15 protein-coding genes are annotated in these 17812 nt (G+C 59.3%); 8 read left to right on the forward strand and 7 right to left on the reverse strand.

Annotated elements, in window-relative coordinates:
- The first annotated feature begins 770 nt into the window (after nucleotides 1-770).
- A complete protein-coding gene (locus ABIE40_RS30855; protein ID WP_354541255.1) occupies nucleotides 771-3764 on the forward strand; it encodes a DEAD/DEAH box helicase in 2994 nt (997 codons plus the stop codon).
- A 225-nt stretch (nucleotides 3765-3989) separates the two neighbouring features.
- Here ABIE40_RS30855 and ABIE40_RS30860 read toward each other — a convergent pair whose 3' ends face one another.
- A complete protein-coding gene (locus ABIE40_RS30860; protein ID WP_165402644.1) occupies nucleotides 3990-4859 on the reverse strand; it encodes an SDR family oxidoreductase in 870 nt (289 codons plus the stop codon).
- A gap of 772 nt (nucleotides 4860-5631) precedes the next feature.
- Here ABIE40_RS30860 and ABIE40_RS30865 point away from each other — a divergent pair.
- Entirely contained in the window at nucleotides 5632-5760 is a 129-nt protein-coding gene (locus ABIE40_RS30865) for a CheR family methyltransferase (protein ID WP_354541256.1), read from the forward strand.
- Here the strand turns inward: ABIE40_RS30865 and ABIE40_RS30870 are convergent.
- Entirely contained in the window at nucleotides 5724-6092 is a 369-nt protein-coding gene (locus tag ABIE40_RS30870) for a hypothetical protein (protein ID WP_354541277.1), read from the reverse strand. The two genes, ABIE40_RS30865 and ABIE40_RS30870, sit on opposite strands and share 37 nt — an antisense overlap.
- Nucleotides 6093-6125: 33 nt before the next feature.
- On the opposite strand from ABIE40_RS30870, the gene ABIE40_RS30875 reads away from it, so the two are divergent.
- The 3 genes from ABIE40_RS30875 to ABIE40_RS30885 all read left to right on the forward strand — a co-directional run bounded on the left by ABIE40_RS30875 (nucleotide 6126) and on the right by ABIE40_RS30885 (nucleotide 9382).
- Nucleotides 6126-8372 (forward strand): PAS domain-containing protein, encoded by a 2247-nt coding sequence (locus ABIE40_RS30875; RefSeq protein WP_354541257.1) that lies wholly within the window; start codon nucleotides 6126-6128, stop codon nucleotides 8370-8372.
- Complete coding sequence (locus tag ABIE40_RS30880; RefSeq protein ID WP_199629705.1) at nucleotides 8365-8778, forward strand: response regulator; 414 nt, start codon at nucleotides 8365-8367, stop codon at nucleotides 8776-8778. Before ABIE40_RS30875 ends, ABIE40_RS30880 begins: the two co-directional genes overlap by 8 nt.
- A 223-nt stretch (nucleotides 8779-9001) precedes the next feature.
- A complete protein-coding gene (locus ABIE40_RS30885; RefSeq protein ID WP_354541258.1) occupies nucleotides 9002-9382 on the forward strand; it encodes a DUF982 domain-containing protein in 381 nt (126 codons plus the stop codon).
- 125 nt (nucleotides 9383-9507) lie between these two features.
- Here ABIE40_RS30885 and ABIE40_RS30890 read toward each other — a convergent pair whose 3' ends face one another.
- The 5 genes from ABIE40_RS30890 to cyoA all read right to left on the reverse strand — a co-directional run bounded on the left by ABIE40_RS30890 (nucleotide 9508) and on the right by cyoA (nucleotide 14209).
- The gene (locus tag ABIE40_RS30890; protein ID WP_354541259.1) at nucleotides 9508-9795 is read right to left on the reverse strand and encodes a hypothetical protein; all 288 of its coding nucleotides are present in this window, start codon (nucleotides 9793-9795) and stop codon (nucleotides 9508-9510) included.
- 410 nt (nucleotides 9796-10205) lie between these two features.
- Nucleotides 10206-10613 carry a cytochrome o ubiquinol oxidase subunit IV gene (cyoD, locus tag ABIE40_RS30895; protein ID WP_112715885.1) on the reverse strand — a complete coding sequence of 136 codons (408 nt, stop codon included), beginning with the start codon at nucleotides 10611-10613 and terminating at the stop codon, nucleotides 10206-10208.
- Nucleotides 10610-11305, reverse strand: a complete 696-nt coding sequence (locus ABIE40_RS30900) for a cytochrome c oxidase subunit 3 (protein WP_199629704.1) — start codon at nucleotides 11303-11305, stop codon at nucleotides 10610-10612. Before ABIE40_RS30900 ends, cyoD begins: the two co-directional genes overlap by 4 nt.
- On the reverse strand, nucleotides 11302-13314 hold the full coding sequence (locus tag ABIE40_RS30905) for a cbb3-type cytochrome c oxidase subunit I (RefSeq protein ID WP_112715889.1): 2013 nt from the start codon (nucleotides 13312-13314) through the stop codon (nucleotides 11302-11304). The genes ABIE40_RS30900 and ABIE40_RS30905 overlap by 4 nt, the downstream gene beginning before the upstream one ends.
- Nucleotide 13315: 1 nt before the next feature.
- Nucleotides 13316-14209, reverse strand: a complete 894-nt coding sequence (gene cyoA, locus ABIE40_RS30910; protein ID WP_354541260.1) for a ubiquinol oxidase subunit II — start codon at nucleotides 14207-14209, stop codon at nucleotides 13316-13318.
- Nucleotides 14210-14671: 462 nt separating this feature from the next.
- Between cyoA and ABIE40_RS30915 the strand changes: the two genes are divergently transcribed.
- The 3 genes from ABIE40_RS30915 to ABIE40_RS30925 all read left to right on the forward strand — a co-directional run bounded on the left by ABIE40_RS30915 (nucleotide 14672) and on the right by ABIE40_RS30925 (nucleotide 17556).
- Nucleotides 14672-14800: a hypothetical protein gene (locus ABIE40_RS30915; RefSeq protein ID WP_354541261.1), complete on the forward strand. Its 129-nt coding sequence runs from the start codon at nucleotides 14672-14674 to the stop codon at nucleotides 14798-14800.
- Nucleotides 14801-14806: 6 nt separating this feature from the next.
- Nucleotides 14807-17152 carry a glucose/quinate/shikimate family membrane-bound PQQ-dependent dehydrogenase gene (locus ABIE40_RS30920; RefSeq protein WP_199629703.1) on the forward strand — a complete coding sequence of 782 codons (2346 nt, stop codon included), beginning with the start codon at nucleotides 14807-14809 and terminating at the stop codon, nucleotides 17150-17152.
- 140 nt (nucleotides 17153-17292) lie between these two features.
- Nucleotides 17293-17556 (forward strand): hypothetical protein, encoded by a 264-nt coding sequence (locus ABIE40_RS30925; RefSeq protein WP_112715895.1) that lies wholly within the window; start codon nucleotides 17293-17295, stop codon nucleotides 17554-17556.
- Nucleotides 17557-17812: the final 256 nt, after the last annotated feature.

Consider the following 17812-nt stretch of genomic DNA (forward strand, 5'->3'; position numbering starts at 1 on the left):
CGTTCTGGACCCCGACGCCTGGTTAAAACGCGGTGGACAGTGCCTTTTGGCTCTTCCAGGTCGGCCACAATTGCCCGTCCTTTCGCATCTAATCACATTTTCGCCGGGGACGCGCTCCCTATTGCGCAGTCGTCCGCCATCGCTCGAAGTCAGGCGATAGCCCCTCTGCATGTTGCCCGGGACAAACGCTGCGGTGCTGGAAGTCTCGTCAATGCCCATCATTCGCCCGACTTTCTCGTCTGGCGCCGAACAACGGGGCGCACGGATAGTTCCGCGTTCGAAAAAACGGCCAGAGAAATGCCGGGCAGGCGCTACGCCCGGCACGTTCGATTGGCCGCGGCGGCGAATGGCAGCTTGCACGGAATACGAAATCCCCAGACGCGACGGGCAAGCCTTGAAGCGGCGCAATTTGACGAAGCAGACCGCGGAACAACAACCCGCATCCGTTGTTCTTGCAACGGACCAGTCACAGCGAGATTTTCATTGCGCATTACCGAATACGAAGCCACAGATCCGCCATCACTCCCGTTTGCGGACGAGAAAACTCCGCCGACCAAGGCGCCGGTGGCCTTCATTGCGACGCGTCTTGCCGCCCTGCTTCAAAGTTCGCGCATGTCGATCTGCTACGTTGCCTTGAGTGAACTCTCCGCGGGCGCGTCGCACATTCGATCCGATGCCTGTTTCCGGACCTGGACGTCGTCGAGTTGCCACCATGGGACTGCTTGCCCTATGATCGCGTCCCCCCATCTCGCCATTGCATGGGAAGGCGGATGGACGCCTTGAGTGTCTGGAGCGAACCAAGCCGGACACCAAGGCTGCTGATCACCTCGCTCAATGCTGTTCTTCAGCGGATCCCACCCTTGGAAATCATAAGGAACAGCCGTTTTTCAGTCAGGACGGGGAGGCACCTTGAAAGGCAGATGTTCGAAGCGTTTGTCCGTTCCACGGGGTATGCTACCGAAAGCGTGGCCGATGAGCCTGGGGAGCTCGCAATCAGAGATGAGGTCATCGACATTTTTCCCGCGGGAGCGACAGCGCCGATGCGCATCGTTCTGAGCGAGGACGACGAGGTCGTCGAACTCAAATCCTATGACCCCGCGACCCAGAGGACGACTGAACTTCAAGACGAGATGGTCTTTGGTCCGGCATCGGAGGCAATCCCTGCCGATGACGGGATAAAAGGCGAGAGGCCGTCTCGCAGCATGGAGCTCGCCCTCCTGCAACTCTACGATACCATGCCGACCGTCTTCGATGTCCTCGGACAGTGTCGCGTCGCATTCGCGCCCCGAGCAGAAGCACGCATTGATGAATATCTCGACATCGTCGATGACGCGCGCCAGGCAGATGACAGGTTCAGGGCTCACGACGGTCCACATCCTCGCTCCCTCTATCTTGACCGCGCCGAGTGGGATGCAAAGATCGCGACGCTTGCAACTGTCCAGCTTGACGTAACGGCAGGCAATGCATTGCCAACCGCTGGGGAGGCCGGACACCCTCGACGGTTTCGCGAGGATGTCGCTCTTGCTAACCTGAAAAAGGGACGAAAGGTCGTCATAGCGGGCCGCGGCCGTTCGCTGGATGCGCTGTGTCAGCGGGTCGAAAAGACGTCAGGGCGCGTTTGCGGGGAGGCAACGGCGTGGGATGCGGTCCTGAAGGCGCGCGCTGGTAGCCTCATCAGGTTGGAAAGCGACGTCGAGGAAGGTTTCGTGGATGAAGACCGGGACCTCGTCCTTATCCCCGCAAGCGAAGATCTGGCCTCCCTGCCGTCAACCGGCTCTGCGCTGATCGAGCCTGAGATTGAAATCGGCGACGTGGTCGTTCATGAAGATCACGGTATTTCGATCTTGTCTGATCTGGAGCGCGTCGCAATCGAAGGGTCTGAAAGGGATGCTGCCCGGCTCCAGTTCCGGGATGACGCTTCCCTGTTGGTGCCGACCGAAGAATTCGGCAAGATCTGGCGATATGGCTCGCAAGCCGGGTCCGTCACCCTCGAGCGACTTCACACAGATGCCTGGCGAAAGACCCAGGCAAGGATCGTTAAGGACATCCGGTCGACCGCCCGTCATCTTATGAAGCTTGCCCGTGAGCGGCAGGCGGCAAAAGCCAAAAGGTTCGTTGCGCCACGCGGGGAATATAGCCGGTTTGCCCGCCGCTTTCCCTATTCGGAGACGCCGGACCAGCTGGCCGCAATTAGGGCCGTGCTTTCGGACCTGTCTTCAGGCCGGGTGATGAACCGGCTGATCTGTGGCGATGTCGGCTTCGGCAAGACCGAAATTGCGTTACGCGCAGCTGCGGCCGTGGCTCTTGCCGGCGGCCAGGTCGTGGTCATTGCGCCGACAACTGTCCTGGCTCGTCAGCATTTCTCGACGTTCCAACGCCGCTTTGGTGACACAGGAGTCTCGGTCGCGATGCTGTCGCGGCTGGTCAAGCCTTCCGGCGCTAAGGCGGTAAAAGCCGGGCTTGTCAGTGGCGAGATCAGCATTGTTGTCGCGACGCAGGCTATCCTCGCGAAAGACGTGGCCTTCTCCCGCCTTGGCCTGCTCATCGTCGACGAGGAGCACCGTTTTGGCTTGAAAGAAAAGCGGGCGATGAGCGCACTTGCGCCGGCGCTTCATACACTTGCCATGTCCGCCACCCCCATCCCACGCACTCTGCAGTCGGCCATGATCGGCATCCAGGATGTCAATCTCCTGGTTACCCCGCCATCGAAACGCCGGCCCGTCAGAACGTCGCTTGGCCAATTTGACAAGGCGTCGATGCGCACGGCACTGATGCGGGAATTTCGCCGAGGTGGCCAGAGCTTCGTTGTCGTTCCAAGGATCGAGGACATCGGGGAAGTCGAAGCAATCCTCGCGACAATCGTTCCAGAACTGGCCATCAGGATCGCGCATGGGAAGATGTCGGCCGCAGACATCGACGAAGCAATCGTTGGCTTTGCCAGCGGCGACGGGGACGTCCTGCTGGCGACCAATATCATCGAAAACGGCCTCGACGTTCCGTTAGCCAATACCGTGTTTATCTGGCGGGCTGATAAATTTGGGCTTGCGCAGCTCCACCAGCTGCGCGGCCGGGTTGGACGGGCGAGAGCGCAGGGTTTTGCCTACCTTGTGACCGAAGAGGGCGCCGACGTTTCGGAGGAAACGCGGTTGAGACTATCTACCCTTGTCGAGAACGATCGCCTCGGATCCGGGCTTTCCATCAGCATGCGAGATCTCGACCTTCGCGGCGGAGGTGACGTTGCCGGCGAGGAGCAGAGCGGGCACATCAAGGCGATCGGCATCGGGCTTTACCAACGGCTCCTCGAGCAAGCGCTGTTGGGGCTGCATGGCCAAAAAGCGTTGGATCACCGGCACTCGATCGTTAACCTCGGGGTTTCCGGCTCCATCCCGCGCGACTACGTGTCGGATCCGGCGGTGCGGTTCAATTTCCATGTGCGCCTACTGCAAGCGGCCTCCATCGAGCAGGTGGACGATCTCGAAGAGGAATTCGAAGACCGGTTCGGCGATCCGCCTGAGGACGTATTAATTTTGCTCCGGCTGACCAGGCTGCAAATCGCGGCGGCGCGCTTTGGTTTGGCGAGACTGGAGGCCGGCCCCAAGGCATTGGCCGTCACGTTGACCCCGAAAACGCCTGCGAAGGCGGTGACCACCTTGCTTAAGAATGTCGGATCGACTCGACACGACGACCGTGTGGTGTTCGAGCGAGCAACGCAGACGGGCGCCGAACGTTTGTCTTTCTTCGAAAAGCTTCTGTCGTTGCATTAGGCGGCAGCCCGTTCACTTTGGCGCATCGCCGCATGGATCAACGTTTGCTTTCCGCCCGATTGTTCGAAGACATTCGTCCTGATCGCGTCGAAGCGCGACGGAGGACCGATTGGTATCAGCTCGGCTTGTGTGGCTCGCGTTGGGCCTGCTCCTGAAGGAGACCTATCGTCGGCGCGGCTTTGGGCTGACAGCGTCTTGAGCCGACGCTGTCAGTGGTTTTGCCATTTAGATCATCACCTCGCCGCCCGTCACGGGGATGACGGCGCCGGTCATGTAGCTGCCGAGGTCGGAGGCCAGCAGTACATAGGCGCCAGCCAATTCCGCTGGCTGCCCGGCGCGGCCGATCAGGGTCTGTTCGCCGAACTTGGCAGCCTTTTCGGCTGGCATTGTCGAGGGAATGAGCGGGGTCCAGATCGGGCCGGGCGCCACCGCGTTGACACGGATCCCCTTGTCGGCAAGCATCTCGGCAAGTCCAGCCGTGAAGTTCAGGACTGCCCCCTTGGTCGACGCATAGGCCAAAAGCTGCGGTGAGGGTTGACGCGACTGGATCGAGGTCGTGTTGATGATCGCACTTCCGGCCTTCATGTGTTGAGCGGCAGCCTTGGAAAGGAAGAATGGGGCGTAGATATTGGTGCGAAACGTCTCGTCCCACTCCTCCGCGGTGATGTCACCAATATCAGCATATGTGCGTTGAAATGCGGCATTGTTGACGAGAATGTCGATGCCTCCGAGTTCCTCGACAGCGCGCTGAACCAGGGAACGGCAATGATCTTCGGACTTAATGTCGCCGGGGACCAGGACCGCCTTGCGACCGGCCTTTTCAACCCATTCTGCCGTGTCTTTCGCGTCCTCCTCCTCAACGTCCAGATAGGAGACGAGAATATCGGCGCCCTCGCGGGCAAAAGCGATCGCGACAGCCTTGCCTATTCCTGAATCGGCACCTGTGATCAGTGCCACCTTGCCGTTCAGTTTGCCATCGCCTTTGTAGGATTGTTCGCCATGGTCGGGAACGGGGTCCATGGCCCTCGTCTTGCCCGGCGGGCTTTGCTGCTGCTCGGGATAGGGCGGCGTTGGTCGGCTTACGTCATTCGTCATCGTCTTCTCCATTATTGTTTGTCCATTATTGTTGAGCGGATGCCAAACATCTGCAGGCAATCACAGTTCCATCGCCTCGCGTCTTTTCGAGAAGGAGGTAACCTAAGGGCTTTCGGACGTTCAAGAGATGCCAGACGAGACGAGAGGAATGCGGATGACTTGACGACCCCCCCGACAGATTTGAAGGCTTTTGGGGACGGACTATTATCGCCGCGCTCGGCGACCTCGTTTTGCCGACGCGATGGTGGAACGGACGGTTCGATCGGATGGCGGGGTACGTCGGAACTGTTTCGGTACCGGTTTGCAATCGCCTCGTTGTGCCGCTACCGCAACGGTAGCGCCTCGAGGCCGATTTCTTCGCCGTCACGCAGGGGCGGAAGACCGATCCTTAGCAGTGACTGTCGGTGCGCCGCGCGATCCCGGTTGACGGCGTGTCGGGAACCCTGAAATTCGGCTGGTTCTCGCGCGATCGATGCATTAGGCCTTCGATGCCGCCCCCAAGCAACGGCGCGCCAACAAATGCGGCCGGGTAAATGCTTGGATCTGCCTCGCAACTTTCCGTCCCGGGCGAGGTTAGGGCCATGGAGGCAAACATGGCCAATAGAGACGTCATTGTCATCGGCGGGTCCACCGGGGCGATCAAGCCGTTGAACGCAATTCTTGGAATGCTGCCCGGCAATATCGACGCAGCGGTTTTGGTCGTGATCCATGTGCAGTCTGGCAGTGCCGGCATTCGTAGTGCGCTGGCGCGCATTTTCGCGTTCGCAAGGAATTGCGCGAAAGCGTACTGTTTGCCAAACACAGCATCCTTAAGGAGCCGCCCTTCATGCGGCTCGACGTCATTTCCTGCCGGAACCTGCTGATCTACCTGGAAAGGAGCCTCCAGGCCCAGGTCTGCTGATCTTCCACTATGGCCTCAAGCCAGGGCGCTACCTCTTCCTCGGCTCGGCTGAAACCGCAGACGTTGCTGCTGATCTCTTCGCCCCCGTCGATCGTCATGCGCGGATCTATAGTGCACGCCCGAAGTCGAGCCACCTGCTTCCCATCCTGCCGCAATTCGCAGCACCCGAGCAGATCAACCATACCGAACGCGCCACTCCGATCGGGACGGAGCGCGCCGCTCTTGCCCTGCACGTCGCCGCTCTCGAGCACAATGCCCCGGCAAGCGCTCTTGTTGATGATGGGCAGAATATCATTCATCTTTCTCCGACGGCGGGGCGTTTCATCTTCCATTCCGCCGGTCCGATCTCCAGGACCCTGCCAGGAGTGGTCCGTTCGGAACTGCGTCTCGACCTTCGCCTTGCGCTCTCACGGGCGATCGAGCAGGGAGAACCGACGATCACGCTGCCAACGGTTGTTAACTTCGACCATCAGCGCCGCCGCATCTCGATGAACGTGACGCCCGTCGCAAATGACGCGCAGCCGGCGACCCAGGCGCTGGTCTTTTTCATGGACGGTGGTCCTGTGCACGACGGCGAGGATCCCGATGTCGTGCCGGAGGCCAGGCCCGACGAGGTTCGCCGTCTATATGCCGAGCTTAAAGCCGCCCAGGAGGCGCTGATCGTCAGCCGGACCGGCCAGGAATCGTCGATGCAGGAATTGCGCGCAGCCAATGAAGAACTTCAGTCGATGAACGAGGAGTACCGCTCAACGGCCGAAGAGCTGGAGACGTCGAAGGAAGAGCTTCAGTCGATCAACGAAGAGCTTCACACGGTCAATGCCGAGCTGAAAAGCAAACTCGAAAGCATTTCTGCTGCCCACAGCGACCTCCAGAACCTCTCGGCTGCGACCGAGATCGGTACGCTGTTTCTTGATGCGGAGATGCGCATCAAGATGTTCACCTCGCCTGTTGCGGAGCTGTTCAATATCACCAGGCACGATATTGGCCGCGCCATCTCCGATTTTACCCATCAGCTGAACTACGACAACATTCAGGAGGATACGAGCAAAGTGCTGAAGGACCTGATCCCGATCGAGCGCGAGGTCGGAAGCCGGCGTTCCCAGCGCTACGCCATGCGATTGCGACCTTACCGCACGGTTGAGGACCGCATCGATGGAACCGTAGTCACATTCGTGGATATTTCCGAGCGAGCGCGTGTCGAGGCCGCCCTACGCGAGAGCGAGGAGCGTCTGCGCCAGTTTGGGGAAGCTTCCCAGGCCATTCTCTGGATCCGCAACGCGGAAACCCTTCAGTGGGAATATCTGACACCCGCTTTCGAGGTGATTTATGGCTTGGACCGCGAGGCAGCCTTGCGCGGCGACAATATGAGCGGCTGGCTGGAGCTTGTCGTTGCGGATGATCGCGAGCTGGCCGCAGCCAACCTTCAGCGCGTTCGAGATGGGGAAAGGGTCACCTTTGAGTATCGCATTCAACGACCTTCCGACGGGGCATTGCGCTGGCTACGCAACACGGATTTTCCGATCAAGGACGAGGCAGGAGCCGTCGTCCACATCGGCGGCATTGGTCACGATATCACCGAGATCAAGGAAACGGAGCAGGCACTGGCTGCCGCCGAAGAACGACAGCGAGCCCTTCTCGAAGGCATTCCGCAACTCGTGTGGAGGGCCAATGACGGAGGCAACTGGACTTGGGCAAGCCCGCAATGGACGCAGTATACGGATCAGGCCGAGGAACACAGCCACGGGTTCGGTTGGCTCGAGCCGGTGCATGCCGATGATCGCGAGACGGCACGTCTTAGCTGGTCAGAAGCGGTGAGGACGGGCGGGTTCGAAGTCGAATACCGCGTTCGTCATGCCGCGACGGGCACCTATCGATGGTTCCACACTCGTGCTGCGCCTGTGCGTAACGCTGCCGGCATCATTGTCGAGTGGCTCGGCACGTCGACCGACGTTGACGACTTGCGCGGACTACACAAGCGCCAAGAGGTGCTCGTCGCCGAGCTGCAGCACAGGACACGGAACCTTATGAGCGTCATCCAGTCGATTGCCGACAACACGGCCCAAACCAGCGAAAATCTCGCTGCCTTCACCGAGCGCTCCAAAGACCGGCTGGAAGCCCTCGCGCGCGTGCAGGGACTCCTGTCGCGGCTGAACGAGCATGACCGGGTCACCTTCGACGACCTCATCCGGGGTGAACTTGGCGCGATGGATGGGGCCGCTGAACGCGTTTCGCTTGAGGGGCCGTCGGGAATTCGGCTGCGTTCATCCACAGTCCAGACGCTCGCCATGGCGCTGCATGAACTTGCGACCAACGCGGTGAAGTACAGCGCCCTTCGTCAACATGATGGCAGACTCGCCATTCGATGGTGGCTGCAGACGGACGGAGAAGGGAACCAACCTTGGCTGCACATCGACTGGCGGGAGACTGGTGTATCGATGCCACAGATTGAGGCTGCACCGGTTGGAAGCGGTCAAGGTCGCGAACTGATCGAAAAGGCGTTGCCCTATCAGCTCAAGGCTAAAACCACCTATTCGCTCGGAACCGACGGCGTGCACTGCACTATTTCAATTCCTGTCTCGGCTAACGGGAGTACGTTTCCGGGCGATGATTGATATTCGCTTGCAGACGGCGCTGGCAGCGGTAGGATCCTTGGAGGCCGCCGGGCGCTGGCCCGACCAACAACAGTTTTCCTGGACACTTATGGCTGACCTTACAGATAAGACGGTTCTGATCGTCGAGGACGAGTACTATGTGGCCGCTGACACTGCACGCGCACTCCAAGAGGCGGGAGCGAACGTTCTTGGTCCCTGCGCCGACAAGGATGAAGCGTTCGATCTGATTGCCAATGAACTGCCCTCTGCTGCGGTGATTGACATCAACCTCGGGGATGGGGCCGATTTCTCCGTCGCCGAACTCCTTGCCGGTCGTCTGGTTCCGATCGTCTTCATGACCGGCTATGACTCGGACGTGATCCCGACGAAATTCGCCCACGTGCCTCGCCTGCAGAAACCCCGTTGACCTTCGCGAGATCGTTAACGCCGTCGCGAAGATAGTACCGGCCAGTGATTGATGAGAGAGCCCGAAATCAAGAAGCTGATGATTTCGGTGCTTGCGTCGCGGGGTGGGAAGCAGTCGCCGAAGCCAATGTGTGGAAAGGGTTGTTATAGCCCGAGCACTGAGGTCGAATGATCTTGGCATCGGCCTGGCAGGTCTTGTCTGCCAAGCCAGCGGCGTTCTCGGGTTGGCGTCCGAAACCCCGCGGCGCCTTGAGGTCTCGTCCGCCAGCGGACCAACCGTCTTAATTCTGGAACCGCAGGACCGTGACGATGTTTGTCTGAACACGTTAACGGAGGGATCTTTCAAGGAAAAGATTATCGATGTCGACTTCCACCTTATCTGGACCTCACCGGTGTTTTTAAGGCTAGGGGAGGGCCTGCGCGAACGCATCGACGGGCCTGATGCAGCCCTCGCTCAACTCCACAATCGCTGGCCGCCAGACAGCCACCCAGAGTACGCCGCCGCGAAGCGCCGATGCGTCGATGCTATCACCCGCCGGGGAAGCTCTGAGCTTGCCCGGGCCGCGTTTATTGAGGCTGCGGCGCTCGCCAAAGTGCTCTCTTGAGCTGAAGTGCGTGGAACGAAGCCGAGATGGCTTCGCCTTCGGGTTCTTTGACGCGATCATCTGCGTCTCATTGCTCAATGACGACGTGCTTCCATCTGTTGGACACATGGCTATGACCGGCGCGGTTATTCAGCTGCTTGTCGGAGCGACGTGGTGTCTGGAGGGTCGATGATCGCAAGGAGCTGGAAGTCTTCAATCATATGATGTTGTTCGGAGCCGAGGACAGCAACAGTCCAATAATCCGGAGCCTCCCCGAAAACCGTTGATATCTGCACGATCGAAAGTGCCCCATCGGTCTGCTTGACCGGTCTTGCCCAGTAAAATGCCTCAGGCACAATATCAGGTACAACACTCTTCATGACGCCGACTCCGACAATTCCAGAAAAGATAGCAGAAATTGGTGCCATTGCCATGCTGAGCCGCCAGGCCGAGTGAGGATTTGTCGCGATAGTACGCAAACAGACAATGTACAAGATCTTGGCGCCGCTCTTTGCGATACGAGATCTGGCGCGGTCGGAAGGGCGTATTCGGCCACTGCTGAGCCCGATACTCCGCGGTGACTGCAAGTTTCTCGCTTGTGGTCGCTCCTGGCAACTCTTTGCGGGTTTGACAGTTAGGCGGTCCAATCGAGAAAGAGAGACCATCATGTTCGGACCGTGCAATATCCTCGCCCTGGCCGGAGCACTCGCTCTCGCCGGCATCGCGCTGCAGTTCCTTTTGATGGTAAGCCTCGGTCCATGAATGAGGCTGCCGACGCGACGCCCGCGACGGTCGGCTTCAGGAAAGCCGGGGAGAACGATCCTCATCGACGTGGCCTGGCCAGCTACATCGGCATCATGTCTGGGCTTGGCATCATGTTATGGGTGAGGTGGCCCATGATCCAGATCGAGCCAATCACGATCAACATCACCACCATGACGCCGAAAGCCAACGCCAGAACATTATTGGTGTTGTCGGGTCCCGTGGTGATGTGAAGGAAAAATACCAGGTGAACGCCCATCTGAGCGATTGCAAGCACGATGAGTGCTACAGGCACCGACGGCGGGTAGATGATGTCGGATCGTACGAGATAAAACGCTGCCCCCGTCAGGATCACCGAAAGGAAAAGCCCAATGTTGGCGTTTCTGATCCAGTGGCCATAGTCTTCAGGTGGCTCGTCGCCGGGTGAGTGATCAGCCCGGTGGCTGAGAAGATCATCGTTTTCGCGTCGAGGCAAATTTCCGGAACTCATGCGTTCACCCCCATCAGGTAGACGATCGTGAAAACCCCGATCCAGACAATATCAAGGGCATGCCAAAACAGGTTGAAGCAAAGCAATCGGTGGATGATTTCTGGTCTGAAACCTTTGACCTGGACTTGCGCCATCATCGTCAGAAGCCACAGCCCACCGGCAGTGACATGCAAACCATGCAATCCGACAAGGCCGAAAAACGAGGTGAGCATGCCGCTGCGTTGCGGTGCGATACCACGACCAACCAGCTCAGCAAATTCTTGGAATTCCATGACGAGAAACGACAAGCCCAAAACACCGGTCGCCAAAAGGAATACCTGCGTCCACAGGCGACTGCGGGCGTTGGTGGCGGCAAAGGAGAGCATACAAGTGTAGCTGGACAGAAGAAGCACACCTGTCTGCAGTGCGACGCGATTGACATCGACGATGTCTACCATTGTCGGCCCACCTGCGGTCGCACTCCTCTGCACCGCGAAAGCTGCAAAGAAGCATGAGAAGACGACAATGTCGCTCAGGAGATAGATCCAAAAGCCATAGCCGACCAGGATACGCTTTTGCGCCGGGCCAGACGCGCCGTGGCCGGCGCCCTCGATTGGCTCGGACGGCCCGTGCGAGCGGTGCCCGAGGCGGTGAGGATCTTGGTTGACCCGGCGGATCGTTTCTATACTTGCGGGGAAGCGACTGTCGGTCATGCCGTTCCTCCCTCCTGTGCCAGACGGTTGAGAAATTCCTCGCGTGCTGCGCGTCTCTTGCGCTCGGCCCGTTCGACTTCCTCTTCCGGTACCTCGAACTCGTGCACATCTCGCCATGCGAATACGACAAAGCCGATGAACGCTGCCAGAAGGGACAGCGCTGCCAGCCACCAGATGTACCAGATCATTGCAAAGCCGAAGACCGTTGCGAAAAAGGCGGTGTAGAAACCGACGGGACTGTTGATCGGCATTTCGATCGCTTCGTAATGTGGTTCCGGCGAGAGTTGCTGAGTTTCAATTGCCCGCAGCTTGATCCCCCAATATGCTTCTTCACCCTCTACGTTCGGCGTCACGGCGAAATTGAAGAAGGGAGGCGGTGAGGCGGTCGCCCATTCTAGAGAGCGGCCATCCCACGGGTCTCCCGTCACGTCGCGGAGCGCGTCCCTGTTTCGGATGCTGACGATGAGCTGTAGGACCTGCGCCACCACGCCCGCGATCAGAATGGCGATCCCGACAACCGAGACATAGAGCCACGGCGTCCAGTGCTCGAAATTGATATGTTGCAGCCGCCTGGTCATTCCATCCAGACCGAGGATATAGAGCGGCGTGAAGGTCACCCAAAAGCCGAAAAGGGCCAGCCAGAACGCGGCTTTGCCCCAGCCTGCATGCAGACGAAAGCCGAATGCTTTGGGGAACCAGAATTCAACGCCTGCAAATATGCCAAACACGACGCCGCCAATAATGACATTGTGAAAGTGGGCGACCAGAAACATGGAATTATGTGTGACGAAATCGGCCGGCGGGATGGCGAGCAGAACGCCGGTCAAGCCGCCCAGGATGAACGTGAAGATGAAGCCCAGCGACCAGAGCATGGGCACTTCAAGACGGACACGGCCGCCATACATTGTAAAGATCCAGTTGTAGATCTTGACGCCCGTCCCGACGGCGATGATGCTTGAGGAAATTCCGAAGAAAGTGTTCACAGCGGCGCCGGCTCCCATCGTAAAGAAGTGGTGCAGCCACACAAGCATCGAGACGACGCAGATGAACAGCGTCGCAGCAACCATAGACCGGTATCCGAACAGAGGCTTGCCGGAAAACGTGGAGAAAATCTCGGAGAAGATCCCGAAGGCCGGCAGGATCAGAATGTAGACCTCCGGATGCCCCCATGCCCAGATCAGGTTGACGAACATCATCGGGTTGCCCCCCGACATGCTGGTGAAGTAGTGCCAGCCGACGTAACGATCGAGGGTCAGCATTGCCAGCGTCGCCGTAAGGATCGGAAAGGCCGCAACGATGAGGAGGCAGGAGGCGAGCGCCGTCCAGCAAAACACCGGCATGCGCAGATAGCTCATTCCCGGGCATCTCATCTTCAAGATGGTTGTGACAATATTGATCCCCGTTATCAACGTGCCGATACCGGAAATCTGCACGGCCCAGAGATAATAATCCACGCCCACACCTGGAGAGTAGGTCGTTTCGCTGAGGGGAGGGTAGGGAAGCCAGCCGGTGCGGGCAAATTCCCCGACAAGGAGAGAGACATTGACAAGCAATGCGCCGCTCGCAGTCAGCCAGAATCCTACAGAGTTGAACGTGGGGAATGCAACGTCGCGCACGCCCAACTGCAGGGGTACAAGGAAATTCATGAAACCCAGGACAAGAGGCATGGCGCCGAACAGGATCATGATCGTGCCATGTGCCGTGAAGATCTGATTGTAATGCTCTGGCGGAAGATATCCCTCGGCATTGATCGCAACAGCCTGTTGCGTGCGCATCATGATCGCGTCCGCAAAGCCGCGGATCAACATCAGTATTCCCAAGAGGCAATACATGATGCCGATGCGCTTATGATCGACGCTCGTAATCCATTCGTGCCAGAGGTAGGGCCATAGCTTTTTGGTTGTGATCAAAACGGCGACAGCCAGGCCGATCACCACCACAATTGCCGAAGTGATCAAGGGGATCGGCTGCGACAATGGGATCGCCGAAAGATCTAGTTTCCCGAACATGTCAATGCTTTCCCCCGGTTGACGTCTCTCGACCAGCGTGATCGGGTGCCTCTGGTTGCGGACCTGCTCCGGAGGCGACCGTCTGATTGGCTATCAAGTGAAAGAGATGCGGATCCGCCTTACCGTAGACGGTCGGCGTCATGCGCTGCGATTGATGGAGCAGGTCGCTGTAGCTGCTCTGATCAAGGACGGGGCCTGCGAGTTTGGCATGATCAATCCATTTTGCGAATTCATCTTCCGTCAGGCTATGGACGTTGAACTGCATGTCCGAAAAGCCATCGCCGGAAAACTGCGCCGAGGTTCCCCAGATCTGTGTCGGCCGATCGGCCTGAAGATAAAGCTGGGAGGTCATTCCCGGCATCGCGTAGATCATGGAGCCGAGCCGCGGCACGAAAAAGACGTTGAAGACGCTGGCAGAGGTGATGGAAAAATGCACGGGCCTGCCGGCCGGAATGACCAGTTGGTTGACGGAGGCGACCTTTTCCTCAGGATAAATAAAAAGCCACTTCCAGTCGAGCGAAACAACCTGCACCTCAAGCGTGGGCGCCTTGGAAGGCAATGGCCGGAACGGGTCGAGCTCATGGGAGCCAATCCAGATCAGCCCGCTCAAGAACATTATCGTCAGAATTGGAATCGACCAGACGACTGCTTCGATCCGTCCGGAATATGACCAATAGGGAAGATAGTCAGCTTTCTTATTCGAAGCCCGGTAGCGCCATGCAGTCCAAAAGGCGAGGGCAATGGTCGGAATGACAATCGCCAGCATGATGATCGTCGCGTCGATCAGAATCTGGGCGTTGCCTCTACCGACCGGGCCGAGCGGGTCGAGTATGGCAAGCGAACATGATGAAAGAGGCGCACCGAGCGAGAGGAGGAGCAGGATATTTGGCGCCAACAGCCTCGCCTGGCATTTCCGAGCCGCACGCCAAATCATTGGCGCTGTCCGTTTTTTGGAAATGAGGTCATAACGCAGGCCCCGATTGGATCAAAGAAGGCGCCCAAACCGTTAGGTGGGATAAAAGTTGCAAAGAAATCTTGCTGAACGCTCGATTTAAGCGGATACCGGCTCGCGCGACCCTCGACGAGCTTGGTTTTCCGCCGCACGCTGTCCCGTCGAATCCCACCAGGCTCTCGTTTGGTCGCTGCTATGACGAACAGGCTCGGTCATGTCAAAGTCGCGTTTGCGCCTGCCTCCGGGAGCGCAACAACAGGCAGCCGCGACATGTGCACTCACTGTTCCCAACGTCAATCGCGACAGCTTGCGAGCTCGAACAACGCTGCGATCGCTCATTATCCGAATTGGCCTTGGAACTATCGGCGTTGCTTGAGGTTCGCCCGGCCTTCTGGAGGAATTCGAATGTCCCGCTTCATCGCTATTGTCGCCATCCTGTTGGTATTGGTGCTTGCCTTGTTTTTCTGGAAAGGACTGGGGGAACAGGAACGACCAGGACAACCGTCACCCCACGCGCTTGATCAGTCGCAGTAGGACCCAATGATGCTTACAATAACCTCCATCCTTTTTATCCTCATCGGACTGGCGCTTGGCGGCGGCGGGCTGTGGCTCGTGCTGCTCGGCGGCAGCATCTTCTATCTGTTCGCCGGCGCGATGTTCATCATCACCGCCGTGCTGCTCCTCATGCGCAAGGCGGTAGCGCTCTGGGTCTATGCGGCTCTGGTCGTCGCGGCGCTGATCTGGGCCGTGTGGGAAGTCGGCTTCGACTGGTGGCAGCTCGGGCCGCGCGGCGGGCTGATCATCCTGCTCGGTCTCTGGCTGCTGACGCCCTGGATCAGGCGGCCGCTCGGCTTTGCAAGCCCGACCGGCGCGGTCTACAGCGCCAACCCCTGGCCGCTCGGCGTGCCCGTGATCATCGCCATCCTGGTTGCCGGTTACTCGATGACGACGGATCCGCATGATCTCGCAGGCGACCTGCCGAAGGATGTGGTCGCGGCCGCCCCGCCCTTCGGCGGCGATGTACCGGATGGCGAGTGGCATCAGTATGGGCGCACGCCGTTCGGTCAGCGCTACTCGCCGCTCGACCAGATCAACGCCACCAATGTCAAGGATCTCAAGGAGGTCTGGCGCTACCAGACCGGCGACGTGAAGCGGCCCGATGATGTCGGCGAGACCACTTACCAGGTGACGCCGCTGAAGGTGAACGACACGCTCTATCTCTGCACACCGCATAACTGGGCCATCGCGCTCGATGCCAAGACCGGCAAGGAGAAATGGAAGTTCGACGCCAATTCCGGCATGAACCCGGACCGGCAGCACCAGACCTGCCGCGGCATCACCTATTATCAAGACACGGCGACGGCGGCCGGCCAGCCCTGCGCCGACCGCGTCTACCTGCCGACCTCGGACGCGCGGCTGATCGCGCTCGATGCCGTGGACGGGAAGGTCTGCGAGAACTTTGCCGACAAGGGCACGCTGCATCTCGAGACCGGCATGAAATACAATCCGGCCGGTTACTACTATTCGACCTCGCCGCCGGTTGCCGTTGCCGGCAAGCTGATCATCGGCGGGGCCGTCAACGACAATTATTCGACGCAGGAACAATCCGGCGTCATCCGCGCCTTCGACATCAATACCGGCGCGCTGCTCTGGAACTGGGATTCCGGCAATCCCGATGTGACGACGCCGCTGCCGCAGGGGCAGACCTACACGACCAACTCGCCGAACAGCTGGTCGGTGCTCTCGGTCGATGAAGGCCTCGGCATGGTCTATATCCCGCTCGGCAACCAGGTGCCCGACCAGCTCGGGATGAACCGCAGCGCCAATGTCGAGAAGTTCTCCTCCTCTGTTGTGGCGCTCGACATCAACAGCGGTCAGCTGAAATGGGTGCAGCAGTTCGTCCACCACGATCTCTGGGACATGGACGTTCCGGCCCAGCCGGTGCTCTTCGACATGACCAAGCCTGACGGCTCCGTCGTGCCGGCGCTGGTGGCGCCCACCAAGCAAGGCGATATCTATGTGCTCGACCGGCGCACCGGCGAGGCGATCATTCCCTTCAAGGAAATCCCGGCTCCGGGTGGGGCGATCCCGGAGGACAAGACGGCGCCGACGCAGCCGATCTCGGACCTGACCTTCTCGCCCGATCCGCTGCAGGAAAAGAACATGTGGGGCGTCTCGCTGTTCGATCAGCTCGCCTGCCGCATCGAGTTCCACCGCTACAAATACGAGGGCCGCTACACGCCGCCGTCGCTTCAGGGCACGATCGTTTATCCCGGCAATTTCGGCACATTCAACTGGGGCTCCGTCGCCGTCGATCCCGAACGGCAGATCATGTTCGGCATGCCGACCTATCTCGCCTTCACCTCGAGGCTCGTTCCGGCCGCCGATATTCCGCCGAAGGGGCAGGACGAGAAGTGCAGCGAACAGGGCCTCAACCGCAATGACGGCGCGCCCTACGGCGTGTTCATGGGCCCGTTCCTCGGACCGCTCGGCATTCCCTGCCAGGCGCCGCCATGGGGCTATGTCGCCGGCGTCGACCTGCGCACCGGCAAGATCGCCTATATGCACAAGAACGGCACGGTGCACGACATGACGCCGCTGCCGCTGCCCTTCAAGGTCGGCGTCCCCGGCATCGGCGGCCCGATGATGACCAAGGGCGGCGTGGCCTTCCTGGGCGCTGCCGTCGACAACTATCTGCGCGCCTATGACGTCACCAGCGGGGCCGAGCTCTTGCAGGCCCGTCTCCCGGCCGGTGGGCAGGCGACGCCGATGACCTATACGACATCTGACAACAAGCAGTATGTGGTGATGGTTGCCGGCGGGCATGGGTCGGTGGGGACCAAGCCGGGGGATTATGTGATTGGGTATACATTATCGTCCGACTGATGATCGACCAGAGAACGGCAAAGCGCTTGGCTCTAGCAAGCGCACCGCCGCCTCGCCAGAAGCCCGTGCGGCACCGCAGTTGGAACTCCGCCTTATCGTCGATGTTCGGTGGCATCATCACCTGAAGCGAGGAGCTGTCGATGAGCAATGCAGCAACGACGACTGACCACGATATCGTCAAGAAATGGATTGAAGCCCGTCAGGGTCGCCCATCCGTCATTCGAACGAAGGGCAAAGGGGGCCTCCTTCACGTCGACTTCGGGGAGCCGGAAGACGATTTCGAAGAAATCGGATGGGACGACTTCTTCAAGATCTTCGACGACAACAGGCTTGCCTTTCTTTATCAGGACCAGACAAAAGACGGCGGGACGAGCCGGTTCAACAAGTTTGTCGAACGCGAGTGAAGCAAGCGTTGCTCTTTTGCCCGGACGAAGAGACCGCCTGCATGACGCGGGTCCCCACGGGCACTGACCGCAAATTCAATTCCAGACGTCTCGCATCTGGCAACACCCTTGATGATCTGCGTTGACGCTGGCATTTAGAGTGAGGGAAAGCTCGATGCATCCCTTGCAGGCTCGCCTCGCTCCCCGGTCTGCCTTTGAAGCTCCTGGCGGATCATGGAAACGGCGCGCCGCCCGATCCCGGGGATCGTCAACAACC

Source organism: Rhizobium sp. OAE497 (assembly GCF_040546565.1).
Classification (GTDB): Bacteria; Pseudomonadota; Alphaproteobacteria; order Rhizobiales; family Rhizobiaceae; genus Rhizobium.

Bases quoted from the DNA above. Each gene is read 5' to 3' on its own strand.
- ABIE40_RS30915 (WP_354541261.1), top strand. From the start codon at position 14,672: ATGTCCCGCTTCATCGCTATTGTCGCCATCCTGTTGGTATTGGTGCTT.
- ABIE40_RS30905 (WP_112715889.1), bottom strand. From the start codon at position 13,314: ATGTTCGGGAAACTAGATCTTTCGGCGATCCCATTGTCGCAGCCGATC.
- ABIE40_RS30855 (WP_354541255.1), top strand. From the start codon at position 771: ATGGACGCCTTGAGTGTCTGGAGCGAACCAAGCCGGACACCAAGGCTG.
- ABIE40_RS30900 (WP_199629704.1), bottom strand. From the start codon at position 11,305: ATGACCGACAGTCGCTTCCCCGCAAGTATAGAAACGATCCGCCGGGTC.
- cyoD (WP_112715885.1), bottom strand. From the start codon at position 10,613: ATGAGTTCCGGAAATTTGCCTCGACGCGAAAACGATGATCTTCTCAGC.
- ABIE40_RS30890 (WP_354541259.1), bottom strand. From the start codon at position 9,795: ATGGCAATGGCACCAATTTCTGCTATCTTTTCTGGAATTGTCGGAGTC.
- ABIE40_RS30870 (WP_354541277.1), bottom strand. From the start codon at position 6,092: ATGGAAGATGAAACGCCCCGCCGTCGGAGAAAGATGAATGATATTCTG.
- ABIE40_RS30920 (WP_199629703.1), top strand. From the start codon at position 14,807: ATGATGCTTACAATAACCTCCATCCTTTTTATCCTCATCGGACTGGCG.
- ABIE40_RS30925 (WP_112715895.1), top strand. From the start codon at position 17,293: ATGAGCAATGCAGCAACGACGACTGACCACGATATCGTCAAGAAATGG.
- ABIE40_RS30860 (WP_165402644.1), bottom strand. From the start codon at position 4,859: ATGACGAATGACGTAAGCCGACCAACGCCGCCCTATCCCGAGCAGCAG.
- ABIE40_RS30880 (WP_199629705.1), top strand. From the start codon at position 8,365: ATGATTGATATTCGCTTGCAGACGGCGCTGGCAGCGGTAGGATCCTTG.